Below are 22,218 nucleotides of genomic sequence, written 5' to 3' on the forward strand. Positions count from 1 at the left end.
GAGCCATGAAGAAGCATCCCTCGCCGGCGGCCGTCGCCGCCAAGACCTTCACCAACGCCACCGCGGACGCTTTCCGTCCCGCAGATGAACTGCTGCGCGCGTTGGGATCCCGTTCCGACGGCCTCGACGAGGCCGCCATCGCCGAGCGCCTGGATCGCTACGGCGTCAACGAAGTGGGCCACGAGAAGCCGCCGCACTGGTCGGTGCAGCTCCTGCGTGCCTTCAAGAACCCGTTCATCATCGTGCTGCTGGTATTGGCGGTGGTGCAGCTGTTCACCGAGCCCGACGATCTCACCGGCCCGATCATCATCGCGGTGATGGTCGGCATCAGCGTGCTGCTGTCGTTCACGCAGGAATACCGCTCGTCGCAGGCCGCCGAGAAGCTCAAGGCCATGGTCCGCAATACGGCGACGGTCACCCGACGGGCCGACGACGGCCACGCCGAGCGCATCGAGGTGCCGGTGGAAGAACTGGTGGTGGGCGACATCGTGCACCTGGGTGCCGGCGACATGATCCCCGCCGACCTGCGCCTGCTGGCCGCGAAGGATCTCTTCATCAGCCAGGCCATCCTCACCGGGGAATCGATCCCGGTGGAGAAGTCGGCGCCGAACGGTCACGTGGCCGAAGAGGGCGGTGGTCCGCTCGACTTGCCCACGGTCTGCTACATGGGCACCAACGTGGTGTCCGGTAGCGCCACCGCCGTGGTGCTGGCGACGGGTGCGCGCACCTACCTGGGCTCGCTCGCGCGCACGCTCTCGGGCGAGCGCGTGCAGACCAGCTTCGACCGCGGCATCTCGTCGGTGAGCTGGCTGCTGATCCGCTTCATGGCGGTGATGGTCCCCGTGGTGTTCCTCATCAACGGTTTCGACAAGCACGACTGGGTCGGCGCGTTCATGTTCGGCCTGTCGGTGGCCGTGGGCCTCACGCCGGAGATGCTGCCGCTGATCGTCACCGCCAACCTGGGCAAGGGTGCCATCGCCATGTCCCGGCGCAAGGTCGTGGTCAAGCGCCTCAACGCGATCCAGAACTTCGGCGCCATGGACGTGCTGTGCACCGACAAGACCGGCACGCTCACGCTGGACAAGATCGTGCTCGAGCGCCACGTCGACCTGGCGGGCGAGGATTCGGACGAGGCGTTGGAGTGGGGCTACCTCAACAGCCGCTTCCAGACCGGCCTGCGCAACCTCATGGACAAGGCCGTGCTCACCCATCGCGACCTCGAGCCGGTGGCGCGCCGCTTCCGCATCGTCGACGAGATTCCCTTCGATTTCCAGCGCCGCCGCATGTCGGTGGTGGTGACCGACGGCCGCGACGAGCAACTGGTCGTCTGCAAGGGCGCGGTGGAGGAAATGCTCGCCATCTGCACGCAGGCGCGCACCGGCGACGTCGTCGAGCCGATGACCGACGAGAAGCGCCGGGAAATCCGCGCGATGACCCGCCGCCTCAACGAGGACGGCCTGCGCGTGCTCGTGGTGGCCGTGCGCCGTGACCCCATCGGTGACCGCGCCTACGGCGTGGCCGACGAGTCGGGCCTGACCGCCGTGGGCTGCCTGGCCTTCCTGGATCCGCCGAAGGATTCCGCCGCCACGGCCATCCGCGCGCTCAACCACCACGGCGTGGCGGTGAAGGTCATCACCGGCGACAACGAGGCGGTGACGCGGAAGATCTGCACCGAAGTGGGCCTGGACGTGCAGGGCTCGGCGCAGGGGCGCGACATCGAAAAGCTCGACGACGACGAACTCGATGCGATGGTTGAGCGCACCACCGTCTTCGCCAAGATGTCGCCGGTGCAGAAGGCGCGCGTGGTGAAGGCCTTGCAGCGTCGCGGACACACGGTAGGCTTCCTCGGCGACGGCATCAACGATGCCCCCGCGTTGCGCGACGCCGATGTCGGCATCTCCGTGGATACCGCCACCGACATCGCCAAGGAATCGGCCGACATCATCCTGCTCGAGAAGAACCTGATGGTGCTGGAGGAGGGCGTGGTCGAAGGCCGCATCACCTTCGGCAACATCATGAAGTACATCAAGATGACGGCCAGCTCCAACTTCGGCAACGTGTTCAGCGTGCTGGTGGCGAGCGCGTTCCTGCCGTTCCTGCCGATGCTGCCGCTGCAGATCCTCGTTCAGAACCTGCTGTACGACCTCTCGCAGCTGTCGATTCCCTTCGATCGCATGGACGAGGAATACCTGCGCAAGCCGCGCAAGTGGGACGCGGGCGACATCGGTCGTTTCATGGTCTGGATCGGCCCGGTCAGCTCGGTGTTCGACATCACCACGTTCTGGCTGATGTGGCACGTCTTCGGTGCGAACGACGTCGCCCACCAGTCGCTCTTCCAGTCGGGCTGGTTCATCGAGGGCCTGCTCTCGCAGACCCTGGTGGTGCACATGATCCGCACGCGGCGCATTCCGTTCCTGCGCAGCATGGCCTCGGCACCGGTGCTGGCGCTGACCGGCACGATCATGGTGGTGGGCATGCTGTTGCCGTTCTCCCCGCTGGGTGCGCACATCGGCATGGTGCCGCTGCCCGGCATGTACTTCGCCTGGCTGACGCTTACCCTGGTGTGCTATTGCGTGCTGACACAGGTGGTGAAGACGATCTACATCCGCCGCTATGGACACTGGCTGTAAGGCGGGCGAAACGACTACGACATCGCGCAGGCGCGGCGGGACAGACCCGCCGCGCCGGTCACGCTGAAATACCGGCTCCCTCAACCACGGAGCCACCACGATGATCCGATCCACCCTCGCCGCCGCGCTGTTCGTCCTGCCTGCCGCCGCCTTCGCCCAGGCCGCCCCCGCGCCGACCGCGCCTCCCGCACCGACCCGCTACGCCGACATCATCGACTGGCCGGCATCCGAAGCCAGCTTCGATCGCTTCTTCAACGCCGAAGCGGCGCTTGGCCGTGCCTTCGACAAGGTCTGCGGCGACACGTTCTGCGAGGGCGACTACGGCAACCTCCGGCCGATGCAGCTGCGCTGCTCGGTCGACATCACCAAGGGCACCGTCAAGCAGTGCCTGTGGACCTTCGCCGGCAGTTACGCCGACGTCAACAAGAAGACGGGTGCCGTGCAGGTGAACGCCAAGCTCTACAAGTGCAAGCTCCCGCTTGCCAAGGACACCCCGGTCGAGCAGTTCTTCCAATTGATCGAAGGCGAGAACCCGCTGGAGGCCAAGCTGCCCATGTCCCGCGCATCGATCTACGACGGCCTGGCCACCTGCCTCTGATCGCCGTCACCGTTTCACCGGGTTAAGCCCACGGCTCGCCGCATGACGCTATGCGGCGGGCCGTTCGCTTGCCTAGGGTGGCGTACCCACACCTTCGAGGACGCTACCGATGACGCTTCGCCAAGGGTTTCTCGCGTTCGCCCTGGTCCTTTCCTTCCCCGCCGTCGCGGCCGATTCGCCGCAGGCCGATATCCAGAGGGTGGTGGACACGTTCCAGACCGCCTTGCGTGCCCACGATGCGAAGACGCTGGGATCGCTGTTCCTTCCCGAGGGCAAGAGCTGGTACACGGCGCTGGGCAAGGTATCGTTCGAATCGGTAAAGGCTAGGCATCCGGAAGTGAAGCCGTACAAGGCGGGTACGTGGCAGGAGTTCGCGGAATTCGTCGGTTCGGCCAAGGGGACCGTCGAAGAGCGCTTCCATAACGTGCAGATCCATACCGATGGCACGGTCGGCACGGTGTACTTCGACTTCGAATTCCTCATGGACGGGAAGGTGGGCAATCGCGGCGCCGAAACCTGGCAGATGCTGCGCACGCCCGACGGCTGGAAGATCGTGGCGATGCTGTACTCGTCGAATTTCTGACGATTGCCCGCGAAACGCCTCGATCGTTTCACGCGCAAGCCTCGTGCGGCGAGTTTGATGGTGACGCCTCGCCCTGGGTTCCCGCTTTCGCAGGAACGACGTGAGGGGCTGGACCGGGGCGTCCGATCATGTAGCTCGTCGTTCCTGCGAAAGCAGGAACCCAGCGCCTTGCGCCGGAGGGCTCCGCCGCCTGCCTACGCAAATCGCACAAGGGAATCGTATCGATGCACCGCCAACCCGGCCTGGACACCCTCCGCGCGATCGCCATCGTCTGGGTGATGCTTTTCCACAGCTATTTCGTCGGAGGCCTCGGCGAGGGCTTCTCGCTGCTGGAAAGCCCCGGCTGGATGGGCGTCGACCTGTTCTTCGTGCTCAGCGGCTATCTCATCGGCCGACAGGTGCTCGCATCGATCGCGGCGGGCGGCACGCTCGACCTGGCCGCTTTCTACCGACGGCGCATGTTGCGCATCCTGCCCGCGTTCTTCGTGGTGCTTGCGCTTTACGTCTTCTGGCCCGCATGGCGGGAAACGCCGCTCATGCAGCCGTTGTGGCAATTTCCGACGTTCACCTTCAACCTGCTTTTCGACGCGCCGGATCGTTACGCCTTCTCGCACGTCTGGTCGCTGTGCGTCGAAGAACACTTCTATCTCGTGTTTCCGTTTCTCGCCCTGGCCGTGGCGAAGCGACCGTCGATGCGACGCTTCGCGTTGATCGGCGTGGCGGTGGTGCTGGGTGGCATCGGTCTGCGTGCATGGCTGTGGGAAACGCAGATGGCGGGAGCAGGCGGTTCGGCGTATCTGCGCTACCTCTACTACCCCACGTACGTCCGGCTCGATGGCCTGGTCGCCGGCGTGGCCTTGGCGGCCTGCGCGGTATATCGGCCACGGTGGATGGTGTGGGTGCACGCGAATCCCGGCCGGATCGCGTTCTGCGCGATCCTCCTGCTCGGCGGTTGCCTGGCGCTGTTCACCGGCAAGCGCACCGAATTCTGGCCGTGCGTGGTCGGTTACCCGCTGCTGGCGGCGGCCATGGCGGGTTTCGTGGCGGCGTCGAGCGGACAGGCCGGTCCGATGGGGATCCGGATTCCCGGCGCGGCGTGGTTGGCCCGCGCGTCGTACAGCCTCTACCTCAGCCACAAGGGCGTCTTCACCCTCACGGCAGCCCTGCTGGGCAGCCATCTGGACGGCCATCGCTTCCTGCGCTTCGCGATATTCGCCGTGGCCACGCTGGCCGGTGGCGCCTTGCTTCACTACGCGGTGGAGCGCCCCTTCCTGCGCTGGCGTGACCGCACTGTCGTTCGCCGTGCACACCTGGGCATGGCCGGGTCATTGACGAAGGTCGAATGACTTATTCGTCAAGCATTGAGAAATGACTCACGCCAGCAGTGCGACGGTAGCGTGTCGATGGCCGCTATCCGTGGGAGAAACGCAGAGACTTCTTCGCGTGGTGCCCGGCGCACGATGCTGTGAAACAGCATTGTTTCTCCGTGCGTTTCGAGCGTAGGGCGTAGACCGATTCGATGTCAGGCAAATGCTGATTCGTGCCAGGTCGGCAACGCCGTTTCATCGGCGTGATAGCGTGCCTACGTGTCCCATGCGTGAGCGCAAAGCATGCGTAGACGTGTTCCTTTCGGCGAGCAGAAACGTGCTCCGTTCGAAAAGAAAAGATCATGCACGGGGCACGTTTCTCGTCTAAATCAAACATTGATGCCAGCCTTGGAGATGTGAGCTACTCATTTCCAGGGAGCGTCGGCATCTGGAGGAAACTGGATTGAACCTCTGCAAAATAAAGATGCGGCAGAAGATGTCGCGGACATTGCCTTTCGTCTTGGGCTGTTGTGTTCTGGCTTCGGTAGTGCCAAACCGTGGCGCCGCTTCGATTAATGCGCTATCTGAGATGAGTGCCTCGGACAAGGCGTCACTGGAGCGGCGGATAACGGAGGTGGCGAATAACTACGCTAATAGCTATCAACACTTTGAAGGCGATCGTCTCCCGATCCACATAAACGCGGTTTTCGATCCGACGGCCAATTCGCTGATTGTCAACATGGATGAGCGCTTCGGTCCCATGTCTACGTCTCCTGAAATGGAAGACTTTCGGCGCAGGCTTGAGATTGAATTGGAGCCTTATATCGATGGTCTTTCTTCGTTCTCGGGCTTGAGGTTCCGTTTTGGTGGGAAGGATATGTACTTTTGGTTTCCAGAAGAGCGCGACCCGCCCGCAGTCAAGGACAAGAAGCGGTTGTCGGCGACGGGCGCTCCTGTGGTAGCCGTCTCTGCCGGTCACGGATATTACTATCATCACGGATACAAGGATTGGAGGCCTCAAAGATCGCCATATAATGGGATCCTTGAGGATGAGATTACCTTGGTGTTCGCATCGCTTCTGTTTGCTGATCTGTATATGTCTAATACCTCACCGGTACTTGTAAGGGAGGGTGGATTTGGTCAGCACAAGCCTAGCGGGCAGCCATGGCAAATGATGGGTGCGAGATATTTGCTCGAAGACTCCATGCCTAATAGGCCTGACATTTGGCACTCCCTTCCTGATGCAACGGAGGCGTTGCGAGACTACAAGGAGGATATTCGGAGTCGTCCGCTTTACGCAAATGAATTAGGGGCCGATGCTGTTTTTCATCTGCATACGAATGCTGTTGATAATTCGGCGACTCGCGGCGCCAAGGTTGTCGTGCAGGAGGGGAGGGTTGAGTCGATCAAGCTGGGTTCTGCGGTTTTGTGTTACATGAAGGAGCAGATCCACGCGCAGAAAGATTTCAAGGGCTACCCGGTGAGTAACACCCTGACACAGGGTAACTATGGCGAAAATCGCCTCGCTGCCATGCCCTCGGTTATCATTGAGATGGGATTTCACACGAACACCGAAGACGCAAAAGCACTGAAGGATATTTGGTTTCAGAATGCCTCGATGCGAGGAGTCGCGAAAGGCTACAAGCTGTTCAAGGAAGGAAAGGGATGCGAGGAATTTACCGTCGAAACGCCGGCTGCGGCCGAAGGGATGGTCGATGATCTGGTACCGATTCCCGTGCGCAAGATAAGAGGGTTTCCGAGTTTTCCCGTGACTGTGATAGCGAGTCGCAAGGAGTGTGCGACAGGTAGCTCGTGCGAATCCGCTTCCGGGAGGGCTAAAGACGAAAGCGCCATGTCTGAGTTTGCGCTCGGCTATAAATGCGTTGAAGCGGATGTCGCACGTTCTCCTTTCACGATGGTGGTGAGTGCAAAAGACTCGGATGACGTATTCGCGAAGCCTATTGAAATCTCTCTGACGTGCAAGCCTCGACCGGTAGAACCGGAGAGCGTTTAGTTTTTAACCCCGGGCGGCCTGGTCATGCCCAGGTCGCCCGGTTTAAGGCTCCTGCGAGGGATTTGCAGATTCCCACCTCCTTTGCGCCGAGTCGACCAACACGGCCGCCGTTCAGCTACACTTCCCAGGCCCAAGGTGATCCCCGGCTTATCAAGCCGGGGATTGAAACGGGAATCCGGTGACGCGCCGTTCTTTCGGGAACGCGCCATTCCGGAGCTGCCCCCGCAACGGTAAGCGAGTCAACGATCGGCTTCATGCCACTGCGCCCATGGGCGCGGGAAGGCGCCGGTCCGATGGGATGCCCCTCCCATGCCCGCAAGCCCGGAGACCGGCCTCGAGGCGACACCGGACTGGCGGAGGGCCTGTCGAGGGTGGCCGTCCGCGATGCGCCGGCGCTCCTTCGTATCCCCTTTCGTCCGTCCCCGCATCCATGCCGCGCGGGTTGGCGCGGTTCGTAGGGAGTGACACCGTGAAGTTCCGCTCGTCCCGCCTCGCGCTCGCCATCGCGACGGCCTTCGTTTTGCCCATGACCGCCCATGCCGACGACGCCTCCACCGACCTGGACAAGGTGGTGGTCACCGCCTCGCGCACCGAGCAGTCGGCCTCGCAGGTGCTCGCCGCCTCGACGGTGATCGACCGCGCCGACATCGAGCGCCTCCAGCCGAATTCCGTCGCCGACCTGCTGCGTGCCGTACCGGGCGTGTCCATCGCCAACAACGGCGGCCCGGGCAAATCCACGTCGGTTTTCCTGCGTGGCACCGAGTCCGACCACGTACTGGTGCTGGTCGACGGCGTGCGCATCGGTTCGGCCACGTCGGGTACGGCCGCCTTCCAGGACATTCCGGTCGACCAGATCGAGCGCATCGAGATCGTCCGCGGCCCGTATTCGAGCCTCTACGGTTCCGAAGCCCTCGGCGGTGTCATCCAGATTTTCACCCGCCATCCCCAGGGTGCTTTCGTGCCCAGTTTCTCGGTGGGTGTCGGCAGTTGGTCGACGTTGCGCGGCTCGGCCGGTTTCGCCGGTAGCGGCAAGAACGGCTGGTACGCGGTGGAAGCCACCCACGACCAGACCGACGGCATCAATGCCTGCCGCGGCAAGCCCAGCCCGGGTGGCGGCGGTTGCTTCACCTATGAGCCCGATCGTGATGGCTACCGCGACAACGCGCTGTCGCTCAAGGGCGGCTGGCGTTTCGACGAGCAGTGGGATGCGGATGCGAGCGCCACGCGCAGCGAAGGCCGCAACCACTACGACGGTACCAGCAGCAACTTCGCCGAATCGACCACGCAGGCCATCGGCGGCCGCGTGCACTACCGTCCGTCGAAGGATGCGTTGATCACGCTCAACGTCGGGCGCAGCGGCGATTTCTCCACCGACTACGAGAATGGCGTCTACGCCGACACCTTCAATACGCATCGTGACGTCGCCTCGTTGCAGGCCGACCTGGGCCATGTCGGCGGAAGCTATGGCCTCGCGACGGTGGGCTTCGACTGGCAGCGGGACCGTGTAGTCGGCAATACCGATTACCTCGTCGATACGCGTCACAACCACGCCCTGTTCGCGCAGTGGCAACAGGAGTTCGGCGCCAGTTCGGTGCAGGGCAGCCTGCGTCGCGACGAGAACAGCCAGTTCGGCGGCAAGACCACGGGCAGCCTGCTGTACGGCTACGCGCTGACCGATGAGCTCCGCGTCACCGCCAGCTACGGCACCGCGTTCAAGGCACCGACGTTCAACGACCTCTATTACCCGGATTACGGCAACCCCGATCTCGGTCCCGAGACCTCGCGCAACTGGGAGCTGGGCCTCAAGGGCACGCCGGGTTGGGGCCATTGGTCGGTCAACGCGTTCCAGAACCGGATCGACCACCTCATCGTGTTCGATGCGGGCCTCACCGGCCCCTTGTTCCCGTTCGGTGGCGCCAACAACATCGACCGCTCGCGCATCCGTGGCGTCGAACTGGCCGCCGACACGACCGTCGACGACTGGACCCTTGCCGGCAGCGCGACGTGGCTGCAGCCCGAGGACGACAGCGACGATGCCAGCCACGGCAACCTGTTGCCGCGTCGCGCACGACGCACCGCCAACATCGACCTCGACCGCCGCTTCGGCGCGTTCAGCGTCGGTGCGAGCGTGTTCGCCTCGGGTTACCGCTATGACGACACCGCCAACCTGCATCGCCTCGGCGGCTACGCGCTCACCGACTTGCGCATGGCCTACGCCTTCGACGCGGCGTGGAAGCTCGAACTGGCGGCGAAGAACGTCTTCGACCGCCATTACGAAACCGCCCGCTACTTCAACCAGCCTGGCCGCAACTGGATGCTGACGCTGCGCTACCAGCCACGCACGTAATCGATCCCTACCGGAGAACCTGATGATGAAGCCGCTTTCCCGACCGCTGGCCGTTGCCGTCGCCGCGCTGTTCGCGCTGGTGATGATCGGTACCCGCTTCCATCACTTCGGCGACTGGCTGCACTTGCCGGATGCGTCGATGGCGCTGTTCTTCCTCGGCGGCATCTACCTGCGGAAGCATCTGCTCTTCGTGGCGTTCGTGGCGCTGGCGGTGCTGGTGGACTGGTATTCGGTGAGCTACGCGGGCGTGAGCGCGTTCTGCATCACGCTGGCGTATTCGTTCCTGCCGCTGGCGTACGCGGTGCTGTGGTACGCGGGTCGCGCGGTGGCGCCGCGTTTCGACGGTTCGCTGCGTTCGCATGTCGTCGTATTCGTGGCGTTGCTCGTGAGCGCATCGCTGTCGTACGTGGTGTCCGGTGGGTCGTTCTACTTCCTGGGCGGCCGCTATCCCAACCCGACGTTCGCCGACTACGGCGTGCGCCTGATGACCTGGGGGCCGCTGTTCGTGCGCACCACGGCTTGCTACGTGCTGGTGGCCCAGGTGGCGCATGCCGTGTTCGCCCGCGTCTTCCGCGCCCGCGAAGGCGCGGCGCACGCATGAGCGGGGAAACGCCCTGGCGCGAGATGGACGAAGAAGCGCGCCATCGCGACCGCATGCAACGCAAGAAGGCGCTGATCGACCGGCGCATCGCGCGCGCTACCATCGATCGCGGCGTGCTGGTGGTGAACACCGGCAACGGCAAGGGCAAGAGCTCGTCGGGCTTCGGCATGCTGGCGCGCTCGCTCGGCCACGGTTTTCGCTGCGGCGTGGTGCAGTTCATCAAGGGCAGTTTCTCCACCGGCGAAGAGGCGTTCTTCCGTCTGTTCGACGACGAAGGCATCGACTACCACGTGATGGGCGAGGGCTTCACCTGGGAAACCCAGGACAAGGCCCGCGACATCGCCGCCGCCATGGCGGCGTGGAACGTCGCCGAGCGCATGCTCGGCGATGCGTCGTATGATTTCGTGCTGCTGGACGAACTGAACATCGCGCTCACCAAGCACTACGTTCCCCTCGAGCGCGTGCTCGCGGCGCTGGCCGCGCGGCCGGAGCGGCAGCACGTGGTCGTCACCGGCCGCGGCGCGCCGGACGAACTGGTGGCCGTCGCCGACACCGTCACCGACATGCGGGTGGTGAAACACGCCTTCCAGGCGGGCATCCGCGCACAGAAAGGTATCGAGCTGTGAAGCGTTCCTGCCCCGCCTTGCTGGTTTCCGCGCCTGCGTCGGGGCAGGGCAAGACCAGCGTCACCGCCGCGCTGGCCCGTGCGCATGCGCGCCAGGGGCGCCGGGTCCGCGTCTTCAAGACGGGGCCCGACTTCCTCGATCCGATGATCCTCGAGCGCGCGAGCGGCGTGCCGGTATACCAGCTCGATGCCTGGATGGGCGGCGAGAACGATGTCCGTCGCCGCCTGTATGAGGCGGCGGGCGAGGCCGACCTGATCCTCGTCGAGGGCGTGATGGGCCTGTTCGACGGTTCGCCGTCGAGCGCCGACCTGGCGGTGCGTTTCGGCCTGCCGGTGCTTGCGGTCATCGACGGCTCGGCCATGGCGCAGACCTTCGGTGCGCTGGCACACGGGCTCGCCACCTACCGCGACGACCTGCGCGTGCGGGGCGTGCTCGCCAACCGCATCGGCAGCGATTACCACGCGTCCCTGCTGCGCGAGAGCCTGCGCGACGGTATCGACTGGTACGGCGCTTTGCCGCGCGACGAGGCGATGAGCCTGCCGGAGCGACACCTCGGCCTCGTCGCCGCCGCCGAGCTGCCCGATCTCGATGTGTGCCTGGATGCGCTGGCCGATGCGCTGCTCGCACGCAGCGCGCTGCCGTTGCCGCCGCCGGTCACGTTCGAGGCGCCTGCCGACGAAGCGATCACGGTGCGACTGGACGGTCGGCGCATCGCCATCGCCCGCGACGCGGCGTTCGCCTTCGTCTATCCGGCCAATCTCGACGTGCTGCGCCGCGCGGGTGCCGAACCGGTGTTCTTCTCTCCGCTGGCGGGCGATCCGCTTCCCCCCTGCGATGCCGTGTGGTTGCCGGGGGGTTATCCCGAGTTGCACCTGGATATCCTGGCCGCCCGCCCGGACCTGCGCGACGCGCTGCGGGAACACGTGGACGCGGGGCTTCCCCTGCTCGCCGAATGCGGTGGCCTGCTCTACGCGCTGGATCGCCTGACGGATCGCGAGGGACGTGGCGCCGCCATGGCGGGACTGCTTCCCGGCCATGCGGCGATGCAGCCGCGAATGGCGGCCTTGGGCATGCAGGCGGTGGATCTTCCCGAAGGCACGTTGCGCGGCCATTCGTTTCACTACGCACGCGCGGAGGTCGATGGCGAACCGCTTGCCCGCGCCTTCAATCCGAACGGCGGCCCTACCGCCGAGGCGGTGTATCGCCGCGGTCGCATGACGGCGAGCTTCGTGCATTTCTATTTCCCGTCGAATCCCGACGCCGCGATGCGTCTCTTCCTGCCGTGAGCACGGCGCTGGCCATGCTGGCGGCGGTGTTGCTCGATACGTGGCTGGGGGAGGCGCGCCGGTTTCATCCGCTGGTCGGTTTCGGCCGCGTCGCGTCGTTCGTGGAGCGACGCATGAACCCCCTCGCGTCGTTCCTGCGGAGGCAGGAACCCAGCGTCTTCCGTCCGGACGAAGCGGCACCCACGAGCCGGAGACGCTGGGCTCCTGCCTTCGCAGGAGCGACGGCGTGGGGTGTGATGGTGCTCGTGCCGTTCGGTGCCGTGTTCGCTTTGCACCGTGCTTTGCCCCCGGTGCCGGCATGGTTGTTGGATATCGTCACGCTCCACGTCGCCATCGGCCGCCGCAGCCTCGCCGACCACGCGAAGCCGATCGCCTTCGCCCTCGAGGCGCGCGACCTGCCCAGCGCAAGGGTGGCCGTCAGCCGCATGGTGAGCCGCGATACCGACGACCTCGATGCCGCGCAGATCGCCGGCGCCGCCACCGAGTCGGTGCTGGAGAACGGCCACGACGCCGTCTTCGGCGCCTTGTTCTGGTTCGTCCTGCTGGGTGCTCCCGGCGCCTTGCTCTTCCGACTCGCCAACACGCTGGACGCGATGTGGGGCTATCGCACGCCGCGTTACCTGCGTTTCGGCTGGGCCGCCGCGCGCGCGGACGACGTGCTGGGTTTCGTTCCCGCACGACTCACCGCGCTCACCTATGCCACCGTCGGGCGTTTCGACACGGCGATGCGCTGCTGGCGCGTGCAGGCGCCGACGTGGAAAAGCCCCAATGCGGGTCCGGTCATGGCGGCGGGGGCCGGTGCGCTGGGCGTGGCCCTCGGCGGTCCCGCGCCGTACCAGGGCCGTTGGGAAGACCGCCCTCCGCTCGGCGAAGGCGACCGGCCCGGCGCGGCATCCATCCATGGCGCCCTGCGCCTCGTCGACCGCGGCGTCGTGCTCTGGCTCGCCGTGGCCCTGGTGGCGGGAGCGGCGGCCCATGCTTGAACACGGCGGACGGCTCGCGCGCGCGGCCCGGCGTTACGGCATCCCGCGCGAACACTGGCTCGATCTTTCCACGGGCGTCAGCCCGCATGCCTGGCCCGTGCCGCCGCCGCCGCCCGACGCCTGGCACCGCCTGCCCGAGGACGAGGACGGCCTGCTCGACGCCGCGCGCGCCTATTACGGCGTCGAACACCTGTTGCCCGTCGCGGGCTCGCAGGCGGCGATCCAGGCCTTGCCCTGGCTTCGCGCGCCGTGTCGCGTGGGCGTCGTCGATCCGGGTTACGCGGAGCACGCGCATGCCTGGCGCGTGGCGGGACACGACGTCACGCCGCTTCCCATGCACGCCTTGCTCGCGGAGGCGGATCGCTTCGATGTCGTGTTGCTGATTTCGCCCAACAATCCCACGGGCGAACGTGCCTCGCCTTCGCTGGCCCCACGTCTCGCCGCGGCGGGTCGATGGCTGGTGGTGGACGAAGCCTTCGCGGATACGCGCGATGCGTCGTTCCTGCAAGACGTCGGGCGCGAAGGGATTATCGTATTGCGATCGATCGGCAAGTTCTTCGGGCTCGCCGGTGCCCGCGCCGGATTCGTCGCCGCGTGGCCCGCCTTGCTCGGAGCGCTCGCCGAACGGCTCGGCCCGTGGACGCTCGCCGGTCCGAGCCGCGTCGCGGTCGCGCAGGCCTTGCGCGACCGTCCATGGCAGGACCACATGCGGCCACGCCTGCGCGAGGAGTCCGCGGCCCTGGCCGCGCTGCTCGCGCGGACGGGCCTGCCTCCTTCCGGCAGTACGGACCTGTTTCATTACGTGATGCATACCGACGCTTTCCGCCTCCATGACGCGCTCGCCCGTCGCGGCATCCTCGTTCGCCTGTTCGACGATCCGCCCGCGCTGCGTTTCGGCTTGCCGCCGGATGCGGCGGCTTTCGCGCGACTGGCCGCCGCGCTGGAGGACGTTCTCGCGTGAGCGCCCGCGTGCTCATGGTGCAGGGCTGCACGTCGGATGCGGGCAAGAGCACGCTGGTGGCGGCGCTTTGCCGCTGGTTGCGCCGTCGTGGCATCGCGGTGGCGCCGTTCAAGCCGCAGAACATGGCCTTGAACTCCGCGGTGACCGTCGACGGCGGCGAGATCGGTCGCGCGCAGGCGGTGCAGGCCCAGGCGGCGGGGGTGGCCCCCCATACCGATTTCAATCCGGTGTTGCTCAAGCCCAACAGCGACACGGGCGCGCAGGTGATCGTCCACGGCCACGCGGTGGGCAACATGGATGCGGTGGGATACCACGCGTACAAGCGCGTCGCGATGGAGGCCGTGCTGACGTCGCACGGGCGGCTGGTCGGGCACTACGATGCCGTGGTGGTGGAAGGCGCGGGCAGTCCCGCCGAGGTGAACCTGCGCGACCGCGACATCGCCAACATGGGTTACGCCGAAGCGGTGGATTGCCCGGTGATCCTCGTCGCCGACATCGACCGGGGCGGCGTATTCGCCCATCTCGTCGGCACGCTGGCCGTGTTGTCGCCCAGCGAGCGCGAGCGCATCGCGGGCTTCGTCATCAACCGCTTTCGGGGCGACCCTGCCTTGCTGAAGCCGGGCCTGGATTGGCTGGAGCGGGAAACGGGCAAGCCGGTGCTGGGCGTGCTTCCGTATCTGCATGGCCTCGCGCTGGAAGCCGAGGACGCCTTGCCGCGGGATCGCGACGCGCGCCCGGACGCTTCCCTGCGCATCGTGGTGCCCGCCTTCCCGCGCATCAGCAACCACACCGATTTCGACGCCTTGCTCGCGCATCCCGACGTGGACCTGCGCTTCGTCGGACCGGGGGAGGCGCTGCCGCCTTGCGACCTCATCGTGCTTCCGGGGTCCAAGTCGACGCGTGCGGATCTTTCCTGGCTGCGCAGGCAAGGATGGGACGCGGCGATCCTGCGACATCTTCGCTATGGCGGCCGTGTCATCGGCATCTGCGGCGGATTCCAGATGCTGGGGCATGCCGTGCACGATCCGCAGGGCATCGAGGGCGACATCGGTTCCACCGCGGGGCTGGGGTTGCTCGACATCGATACGGTACTCATGCCGCGTAAGCAGCTGCTCCGGGTGCACGGACGCCTGCTTGCGGAAGATGCGCCCATCAGCGGTTACGAGATCCACTGCGGCACGAGCGCCGGCCCCGGCCTGGGGCGCCCCGCCATTCGTCTCGAAGGAGGGCGCACCGACGGTGCGCGCTCGGACGACGGCAAGGTCATGGGCACCTATCTGCACGGCCTGTTCGACCATCCCGAAGGCCTGTCGGCGCTGTTGCGGGCGTGCGGCGTGGCTGCGCCGGTGCCGCTGGATATCCAGGCCCTGCGCGAGGCATCGCTCGACCGCCTGGCCGATACCGTCGAGGCGCACATGGATACCGAGGTGCTGTCCCGACTCATGGGGCTCGCATGAAGACGCTGATTCTCGGCGGCGCCCGTTCGGGCAAGAGCGCGTTGGCCGAGCGCATGGCCGCCGATGCCGGCCATGCCGTGACCTACGTCGCCACCGCGCAGGCGTTCGACGCCGAGATGGCCGAGCGCATCGATCATCATCGCGCCCGGCGTCCCTCGGCCTGGACCGTGGTGGAAGAACCCATCCACCTGGCCGCCGTGCTTCGCGCCCATGCCACGCCGGAACGCTTCCTGCTGGTCGACTGCCTCACGTTGTGGCTGTCGAATCTTCTGGGCACCGACGACGGCGCGCACTTCGAGCGCGAACGCGCGCAATTCTTCGATGTCTTGCCCGCCTTGCCGGGCGAGATCGTGTTCGTCACCAACGAGGTCGGCCTCGGCGTCGTGCCGATGGGCGAACTCACCCGGCGCTACGTCGACGAGGCGGGCCGCCTGCACCAGATGCTGGCCGCGCGTTGCGAGTGCGTGCTCTTCGTCGCCGCCGGCCTTCCCCTTGCCTTGAAAGGATCCCTGCCATGACCTCCTGGATGACGGATCCCTGCCGTTTCCCCGATACCGCCACCGCCCGGTCCGCCAGCCAGCGGCAAACCACGCTCACGAAGCCGCCCGGCTCGCTCGGCCGCCTCGAGGAGGTAGCGATCCTGCTGGCTTCGTTGCAGGGTCGCGAATGGCCTCGCGTCGACCGCGTGCACATCGCCGTGTTCGCCGGCGACCATGGCCTGGCCGCCGATGGCGTGTCCGCCTTCCCACAAGTCGTGACCGGCGAGATGGTGCGCAACTTCGCCACGGGCGGCGCCGCGATCGCGGTGCTCGCAAGCGAACTCGGTGCGACGCTCGACGTCGTGAACCTGGGCACGGTGAACGACCCGGGCGACATCCCCGGCGTGCGTCGCGAGATCATCGCGCCGTCCACCGCCAATATCCGCCACGACGACGCCATGAGCGATGCGCAGCTCGAGGCGGCGCTGGAGGCGGGACGGCATAGCGTGGAGCGAGCGATCGCCGACGGTGCCGAGCTGTATATCGGTGGTGAGATGGGCATCGGCAACACGGCGGTGGCGAGCGCACTGGCCTGCGCCTTGCTCGGCCGCACGCCGGACGCGCTGACCGGCGCGGGCACGGGCCTGGACGATGCCGGCGTCGCCCGCAAGGCGGCCATCGTCGCGGAGGTGCTGCGTTTCCACGAGCACGCGTTGTCCCTGCCGCGCGAAGCGTTGCGCCGGGTGGGCGGCTTCGAGATCGCCGCGCTCGTCGGCGCGTTCACGGCGGCCGCGCAGCGCGGCCTGCCCGTGCTGGTCGACGGCTTCATCGCCAGCGTGGCGGCGCTGGTCGCCGTCGCGATGCAGTCCGACGTGCGTGCGTGGCTGATCTTCGCGCATCGCTCGCGCGAACGCGGACACGACGTCGTGCTCGATGCGCTGCACGCCGAACCCTTGCTCGACCTGCACATGCGCCTCGGTGAGGCGAGCGGTGCGGCGGTGGCCGTGCCGCTGCTGCGCATGGCCTGCGCATTGCATGGATCGATGGCGACGTTCGCCGAAGCGGGCGTGTCGCAGGGATGAGCATCGACCTGCTTCGCCACGGCGATACGGGCCAGCGCAGCTATCGCGGGCAGCTCGACGATCCGTTGACGCCGCTGGGCTGGACGCAGTTGCGGACGGCGGTGGAGGGCGGGACGTGGGATGCCGTCGTGTCGTCGTCGATGGCGCGCTGCGCGCGCTTCGCCGAGGAGCTCGCGGCGGAGCGTGGCTTGCCGCTGCGCATCGATCCGCGCCTGGCCGAATACCACTTCGGGCAATGGCAGGGCGTGCCGATCGAAACGCTCGCCGAGGAGCAGGGCGATGCGCTCGGACGGTTCTGGGCCGATCCCGTGGCGAATCCGCCACCGGGCGCGGAGACGTTCGACGCATTTCGACGGCGGCTCGCGGATGCGCTCGACGAGATCGCCATCGAAGCCCGCGACACGCGCGTGCTCGTCGTGACGCATGGCGGCGCCATTCGCCTGTTGCGTTGTGTCGCGGCGCGACGCGACTTCGGCGACATGGCCGGCATCGACGTACCCCACGCGTCGCTGCATCCCATCGTGTGGGGCGCATGATGCGCGGCCTGCTCATCGCCTTCGGGTTCCTCACGCGATTGCCGATGCCACGCGTGACGTGGGATGCGAACGGGCAGGCGGCGTCGTTGAAGTGGTATCCGCTGGTGGGCCTGGTGCTCGGGTTGCTGCTGGCCCTGCTGGCCTACGTTCTGCATCGCCTCCCGGCCTTTCCCATGGCGGCGATCGTGTTCACCGCGTGGGTGTTGCTCACCGGCGCCTTGCACCTGGACGGCCTTGCCGACAGCGCGGATGCATGGGTCGGTGGCCTTGGCGATCGCGAACGCACGCTGTCCATCATGAAAGACCCGCGCTGCGGACCGGCGGGCGTCATGTCGCTGGTCGGCGTGTCGTTGCTGAAAGTGTCGGCTTTAACGGCGCTGCCATCCGCATGGCTTTTGTTGTTGCCACCGTTGCTCGCACGGGGCGCGCTCGTGGGATGGTTCCTCACCACGCCCTACGTGCGGGAGCATGGGCTCGGCGATGCGTTGCGTGGTGCGCCGGTGATGGGGTGTCGTGTCGCGATCGTGCTGACGGTCGTGGTGACGTTGTGTTTCGGTGTGGCCGGCGCGGTGTCGTTGCTGGCCGCCGCGTTTGTCGCTTACGTATGGCGTGCGGCCTGCATGCGTCGCATCGGTGGTTTCACCGGGGATACGGCGGGGGCGATGGTGGAGATGATCGAGGCATCGGTCCTCCTCACCTTGCTGATCCGTTTCTAGGTGCGAAAAGCCGCATCATAGGCGAGCGATGAATTCCACTCGCAAGAACGGCGCCTTTCGGCGCCGTTCGTTTCACGCGATGACGTCGTGCTCAGTAACGCGGCACGGTCGGATCGACCTCGCGCGCCCACGCATCCATGCCGCCCTCGACGTTGAAGAGCTGCGTGAAGCCGTGCGCCGCGAAACGTTCGGCCGCCGCGCGGCTGGAAATGCCGTGGTGGCAGATGAAGGCGATCGGGGTGTCCTTCGGCAGCGAGGCAAGGGCTTCATAGCCTTCGTCTTCGAGGATGCGCGCACCGGCCAGCGGAGCGGCCATCGCGCGGCCGTGGGCCGGGCGGACGTCGACCAGCACGAGGCCACCGGCGGTCAGGCGATCCTTCAACTCGTGCACGCTGATCGAGCCGATCTCCACCGCGCCGGGGAACTTGAGGCTGAGGCCTTCGCCCTGCACGGTGCTGACCCAGTCGATCACCACACCCTTGGCGCGCTGCGCGCTGCCCGGGTCGAAATGCACTTCGATGCCGTTGGCGACGGTGACGATGTCGTGGTCGCCGGCCGGGGCGAGCTGGAAGCCGGCGCTGTGGTCGGGGCCGATCTCCAGGTGCAGGGCCATGCCCTGGGCGTTCGCCATGCCGCCACGGATGGCTTCGGCGGCCTTGTCGGTGATGGTGATCTCCGGCGGCGTGCGGTCGGGCGCGCTGGCGCCGAACAGCGAATAGAGTTCGCCGCTGGTGTACATCTGGCGGATGATGTCCGAGCCGCCGACGAGCTCACCCTTCACGTAGAGCTGCGGGATGGTGGGCCACTGGCCGAACTCCTTGATACCCTCGCGAATCTCCGGGTCTTCCAGCACGTTGACCGTGTGGTACTCGTCGATGATGTCGTTCAGCGTGTTGGTGGCGGCGGCGGAAAAGCCGCACATCGGCTGCCGGCGCGTGCCCTTCATGAACAGCACGACCTCGTGCTGGGCGAGCAGGGCTTCGATTCGCTCGCGGGTGGGGGTATCAAGGGCCATGGGGTCACCGCGGAATAGGGGGAAATGAGCCCATTCTACATGGGCCCACCCCAGTCCGTTTCAACCCGCTACCGACACCTCGGCACGCAGGGTCGACAGGTCGCCGCGGCAGTCGGCCAGCGGGGCGAAACCCCGTACCGCCGCGGGCGAGGGAAGCACGGTCTCCCGGCTGGCGCGGCCCAGCGGCGTGCAGCGCTCGGTCCAGTGGATCAGCTCCATCGCCCCGGTGAAATCCTCGACGAGGGCCGTGCAGTGCTCCACCCAGTCGCCGTCGTTCAGGTAGAGGATGCCGTCGATGGGGCGCACGTGGCCGAAGTGGATGTGGCCGCAGATGTGGCCGTCCACGCCGCGTTCGCGGGCATCGCTTGCCACCCGCTGCTCGTAGCCGCGGATGTATTCCATGGCCAGGCGGATGTGCGACTTGATGATGATCGACAGGGGCAGGTAGGGCAGCTCGAGGCGGCGGCGCACGGTATGCATGCGGCGGTTGGCCCAGCAGATCACGCGATGCATGGCGTCGCCCAGCAGGGTGAGCCAGCGCTTGCCGATGTGTTCGGGATCGAATTCGTCGCCGTGGCTCACCCGGTAGCGGCGGCCGTCGGCGCCTTCGTGCATGGCATCCAGCACTACGCGGATGCCGGCGATGGTGGAGCCGGCGAGGCCGCGCATCGGGGCGTCGTGGTTGCCGGGGATGTACACCACCTCGACGCCGCGCGCGGCCATCGCGACGAACTCGGCGATGACGGCGCTATGGTCGGGGTGCCACCAGTGGCGCCTGGCGAGGGCTTCCATGTCGACGATGTCGCCGACGAGGTACAGGCGCTCGCAATCGACGTTGCGGAGGAAATCGAGGAGGTAGGCGGCCTTGCAGTCGGGCGTGCCCAGGTGCACGTCGGAGATGAAGGCGCTGCGACAGGTGAGCTTGGCCATGACGTCGGTTTCCGGGGGTGTCCCGGGACGCCAGTGTCGGCCCGGGAGGTAACCGGGGCGTGGCGAGGGTGTTGCAGGGAGGTTGCGGCGGTAAACCCGGATTTCGATACACATCCCCCGCGGTGCGCTCCGCAGGATTCGCCGATACGATCGGCTCCCACCCCTTCGGTCGTGAGTTTCCTACCGAAGGGGTGGGAGCCGATCGTATCGGCGATCAGGGCTTGCCCTGGTGCGAAACCTCGCGAAAGGCGGCTCGGGCCTCGGGCAGGATGGCCTCCACCCACAGCTCATATTGCGCTGCCGACGGATGCAGCCCGTCGCCGACCACCATGCCCGCGTGTTCGCGCGAGATGCCGGTCACGTCGACCCAACGCGCGAAGGCCCGCAAGGTTTCGTCCTTCGCGATGGCGTTGAATGCATCGATCTCGCGCCCGATGGCCGCGCGGTCGCGCCCTTCGGCGAATGGCGTGACGCCCCAGTCGGGAATCGATACCACCACCACGCGTCGCGCGTCGCCCGCCAGGCCGATGGCGCGATGGAGCAGGGCGAGGAACTGTTCGCGGTATTCGGTGGCCGGGCGCCCGCGGTACTGGTTGTTCACCCCGATGAGCAGGGTGACGAGGCCATGGCCGGGATGCAGGTGGGCCGCGTCCATCGCGGCCGACAGCTCGTCGGTGGTCCAGCCGGTGGTGGCGACGATGCGCGGCGCGCCCATGCCCAGGCGATGCGCCAGTTGCACCGGCCAGCGTCCGGCCTCGGGCACGCCTTCGCCGATGGTGTAGGAATCGCCCAGGGCGAGGAAACCGCGTTCGCCCATGCCTCAGGCCACCGCGCTGGCGACGGGGCGGTGTTCCTCGGCCATGCGGCCGAGCACGCGGTCGATGCGGGCGAACACCTCGACCAGCTGCGCCGGTTCGGGCAGCAGGGTCAGGCGCAGGTGGCGGCTGGCCGAGAGGTTGAAGCTGGTTCCCGGCACGAGCAGCACGCCTTCCTCGTCGAGCAGGCGCAGCGCGAAGGCCGTGTCGTCGAACGAGGGGATCGCGTCCGCCCGCACCCCGGGGAAGGCATAGATCGCGCCGCCGGGGGCGACCACGTCGAGGAAGGGGCTGGCGGCCACGTGGTCCAGCACGATGCGCCGGGCCTCGTGCAGGCGGCCGCCCGGCGAGGTGAGTTCGCCGATGGTGGGCGTATCGAGTAGGGCGGGCTTGACCGCCCATTGCGCGGTGACGTTGGCGCACAGGCGCAGCGCGGCGAGCAGTTGCAGCGCGTCGCGGTAATCGGCGGTGCGCTTCGCGTCGCCCGACAGGCTCATCCAGCCCACGCGATAGCCGCAGGCGCGATGCACCTTCGACAGGCCGCCGAAGCTCACGCAGGGATGGTCGCCGGCGACGGCGGCCAGCGGCTGGAACGGCGTGCCGTCGTAGAGGATCTCGTCGTAGATCTCGTCGCAGAGCAGCAGCAGGTCGTGACGGCGCGCCACCTCGACGATGCGCTCGAGCAGGGCCTTCGGATAGACGGCGCCGGTGGGGTTGTTCGGATTGATCAGCACGATCGCCCGCGTGCGCGGTCCCACCAGGGCTTCGATCTCGTCCGGGTCGGGCAGGTGGGCATTCTCGGCCGGGCAGCGGTAATAGCGTGGCTGGCCATGGTTGAGGAGGGTCGCGGCGCTCCACAGCGGGTAATCGGGGCTGGGCAGCAGCACCTCGTCGCCGGGCTGGAGCAGGGCGCGCAGGGACAGGTCGATCAGCTCGCTGACGCCGTTGCCGACGAAGATGCGTTCCACGTCGATGCCGGTGGCGCCGCGTGCCTGCTGCTGGGCGAGGATGGCCTCGCGGGCCTCATCCAGGCCCTGTTCGTGGCCGTAGGCCTCGCTGTCGGCGAGATGGCTGGCGATGGCCTCGCGCAGGTGGCGCGGCGTGGCGAAGCCGTAGCGGCCGGGGTTGCCGATGTTGAGCTTGATGACCGCCTCGCCAGCGGCTTCCCGTTCGCGGGCGCGCCGGGTGAGGGCCCCGCGGATTTCGTAGCGCACTTCCGCCAGGTGCGCGCTGGGCTTGATCGAGGACACGT

At 66.8% G+C, this 22,218-nt stretch carries 20 protein-coding genes and 1 riboswitch; of the genes, 16 read left to right on the forward strand and 4 right to left on the reverse strand.

Features of this window, described 5'->3' with window-relative positions; all coding sequences use genetic code 11:
• The first annotated feature begins 5 nt into the window (after window positions 1-5).
• From mgtA to L2Y94_RS01950, 16 genes are all read left to right on the forward strand, one after another.
• The gene (gene mgtA, locus L2Y94_RS01875) at window positions 6-2,630 is read left to right on the forward strand and encodes a magnesium-translocating P-type ATPase (protein ID WP_247372687.1); all 2,625 of its coding nucleotides are present in this window, start codon (window positions 6-8) and stop codon (window positions 2,628-2,630) included.
• Between the two features lie 100 nt (window positions 2,631-2,730).
• Window positions 2,731-3,228: a hypothetical protein gene (locus L2Y94_RS01880; RefSeq protein WP_247372690.1), complete on the forward strand. Its 498-nt coding sequence runs from the start codon at window positions 2,731-2,733 to the stop codon at window positions 3,226-3,228.
• Window positions 3,229-3,337: 109 nt separating this feature from the next.
• Window positions 3,338-3,811: a Cif family virulence factor gene (locus L2Y94_RS01885; protein WP_247372692.1), complete on the forward strand. Its 474-nt coding sequence runs from the start codon at window positions 3,338-3,340 to the stop codon at window positions 3,809-3,811.
• A 224-nt stretch (window positions 3,812-4,035) separates the two neighbouring features.
• The gene (locus tag L2Y94_RS01890) at window positions 4,036-5,157 is read left to right on the forward strand and encodes an acyltransferase family protein (protein WP_247372694.1); all 1,122 of its coding nucleotides are present in this window, start codon (window positions 4,036-4,038) and stop codon (window positions 5,155-5,157) included.
• Between the two features lie 424 nt (window positions 5,158-5,581).
• Window positions 5,582-7,132 (forward strand): N-acetylmuramoyl-L-alanine amidase family protein, encoded by a 1,551-nt coding sequence (locus L2Y94_RS01895; protein ID WP_247372695.1) that lies wholly within the window; start codon window positions 5,582-5,584, stop codon window positions 7,130-7,132.
• A gap of 116 nt (window positions 7,133-7,248) precedes the next feature.
• A riboswitch (cobalamin riboswitch) is annotated at window positions 7,249-7,483 on the forward strand.
• 79 nt (window positions 7,484-7,562) lie between these two features.
• Window positions 7,563-9,479 (forward strand): TonB-dependent vitamin B12 receptor, encoded by a 1,917-nt coding sequence (gene btuB / locus L2Y94_RS01900; RefSeq protein ID WP_425602423.1) that lies wholly within the window; start codon window positions 7,563-7,565, stop codon window positions 9,477-9,479.
• A gap of 22 nt (window positions 9,480-9,501) precedes the next feature.
• Window positions 9,502-10,080 (forward strand): hypothetical protein, encoded by a 579-nt coding sequence (locus tag L2Y94_RS01905; protein ID WP_247372697.1) that lies wholly within the window; start codon window positions 9,502-9,504, stop codon window positions 10,078-10,080.
• A gap of 23 nt (window positions 10,081-10,103) precedes the next feature.
• Window positions 10,104-10,706, forward strand: coding sequence for a cob(I)yrinic acid a,c-diamide adenosyltransferase (gene cobO / locus L2Y94_RS01910; protein WP_425602454.1), 603 nt, complete (start codon window positions 10,104-10,106; stop codon window positions 10,704-10,706).
• Window positions 10,703-11,992 (forward strand): cobyrinic acid a,c-diamide synthase CobB, encoded by a 1,290-nt coding sequence (locus L2Y94_RS01915; RefSeq protein ID WP_247372700.1) that lies wholly within the window; start codon window positions 10,703-10,705, stop codon window positions 11,990-11,992. Before cobO ends, L2Y94_RS01915 begins: the two co-directional genes overlap by 4 nt.
• Before the next feature lie 14 nt (window positions 11,993-12,006).
• The gene (gene cbiB, locus L2Y94_RS01920; RefSeq protein WP_247375073.1) at window positions 12,007-12,975 is read left to right on the forward strand and encodes an adenosylcobinamide-phosphate synthase CbiB; all 969 of its coding nucleotides are present in this window, start codon (window positions 12,007-12,009) and stop codon (window positions 12,973-12,975) included.
• Entirely contained in the window at window positions 12,968-13,936 is a 969-nt protein-coding gene (cobD, locus tag L2Y94_RS01925; protein WP_247372702.1) for a threonine-phosphate decarboxylase CobD, read from the forward strand. The genes cbiB and cobD overlap by 8 nt, the downstream gene beginning before the upstream one ends.
• A complete protein-coding gene (locus L2Y94_RS01930; RefSeq protein WP_247372704.1) occupies window positions 13,933-15,393 on the forward strand; it encodes a cobyric acid synthase in 1,461 nt (486 codons plus the stop codon). Before cobD ends, L2Y94_RS01930 begins: the two co-directional genes overlap by 4 nt.
• Window positions 15,390-15,911, forward strand: a complete 522-nt coding sequence (cobU, locus tag L2Y94_RS01935) for a bifunctional adenosylcobinamide kinase/adenosylcobinamide-phosphate guanylyltransferase (protein WP_247372706.1) — start codon at window positions 15,390-15,392, stop codon at window positions 15,909-15,911. The genes L2Y94_RS01930 and cobU overlap by 4 nt, the downstream gene beginning before the upstream one ends.
• Window positions 15,908-16,954, forward strand: a complete 1,047-nt coding sequence (gene cobT / locus L2Y94_RS01940; RefSeq protein ID WP_247372708.1) for a nicotinate-nucleotide--dimethylbenzimidazole phosphoribosyltransferase — start codon at window positions 15,908-15,910, stop codon at window positions 16,952-16,954. Before cobU ends, cobT begins: the two co-directional genes overlap by 4 nt.
• Window positions 16,951-17,490, forward strand: coding sequence for a histidine phosphatase family protein (locus L2Y94_RS01945; protein ID WP_247372711.1), 540 nt, complete (start codon window positions 16,951-16,953; stop codon window positions 17,488-17,490). The genes cobT and L2Y94_RS01945 overlap by 4 nt, the downstream gene beginning before the upstream one ends.
• Entirely contained in the window at window positions 17,487-18,206 is a 720-nt protein-coding gene (locus tag L2Y94_RS01950; RefSeq protein ID WP_247372714.1) for an adenosylcobinamide-GDP ribazoletransferase, read from the forward strand. The genes L2Y94_RS01945 and L2Y94_RS01950 overlap by 4 nt, the downstream gene beginning before the upstream one ends.
• Window positions 18,207-18,297: 91 nt before the next feature.
• Here the strand turns inward: L2Y94_RS01950 and grxD are convergent, their stop codons facing one another.
• The 4 genes from grxD to L2Y94_RS01970 form a co-directional block, all read right to left on the reverse strand.
• On the reverse strand, window positions 18,298-19,221 hold the full coding sequence (gene grxD / locus L2Y94_RS01955; RefSeq protein ID WP_247372717.1) for a Grx4 family monothiol glutaredoxin: 924 nt from the start codon (window positions 19,219-19,221) through the stop codon (window positions 18,298-18,300).
• A gap of 60 nt (window positions 19,222-19,281) precedes the next feature.
• Window positions 19,282-20,151: a UDP-2,3-diacylglucosamine diphosphatase gene (locus L2Y94_RS01960; protein ID WP_247372719.1), complete on the reverse strand. Its 870-nt coding sequence runs from the start codon at window positions 20,149-20,151 to the stop codon at window positions 19,282-19,284.
• A gap of 214 nt (window positions 20,152-20,365) precedes the next feature.
• Window positions 20,366-20,968, reverse strand: a complete 603-nt coding sequence (locus L2Y94_RS01965; RefSeq protein WP_247372721.1) for an SGNH/GDSL hydrolase family protein — start codon at window positions 20,966-20,968, stop codon at window positions 20,366-20,368.
• Window positions 20,969-20,971: 3 nt separating this feature from the next.
• Complete coding sequence (locus L2Y94_RS01970; RefSeq protein WP_247372723.1) at window positions 20,972-22,216, reverse strand: aminotransferase class I/II-fold pyridoxal phosphate-dependent enzyme; 1,245 nt, start codon at window positions 22,214-22,216, stop codon at window positions 20,972-20,974.
• Between the last annotated feature and the right edge of the window lie 2 nt (window positions 22,217-22,218).

This window comes from Luteibacter aegosomatis, assembly GCF_023078455.1.
Lineage (GTDB): Bacteria > Pseudomonadota > Gammaproteobacteria > Xanthomonadales > Rhodanobacteraceae > Luteibacter > Luteibacter aegosomatis.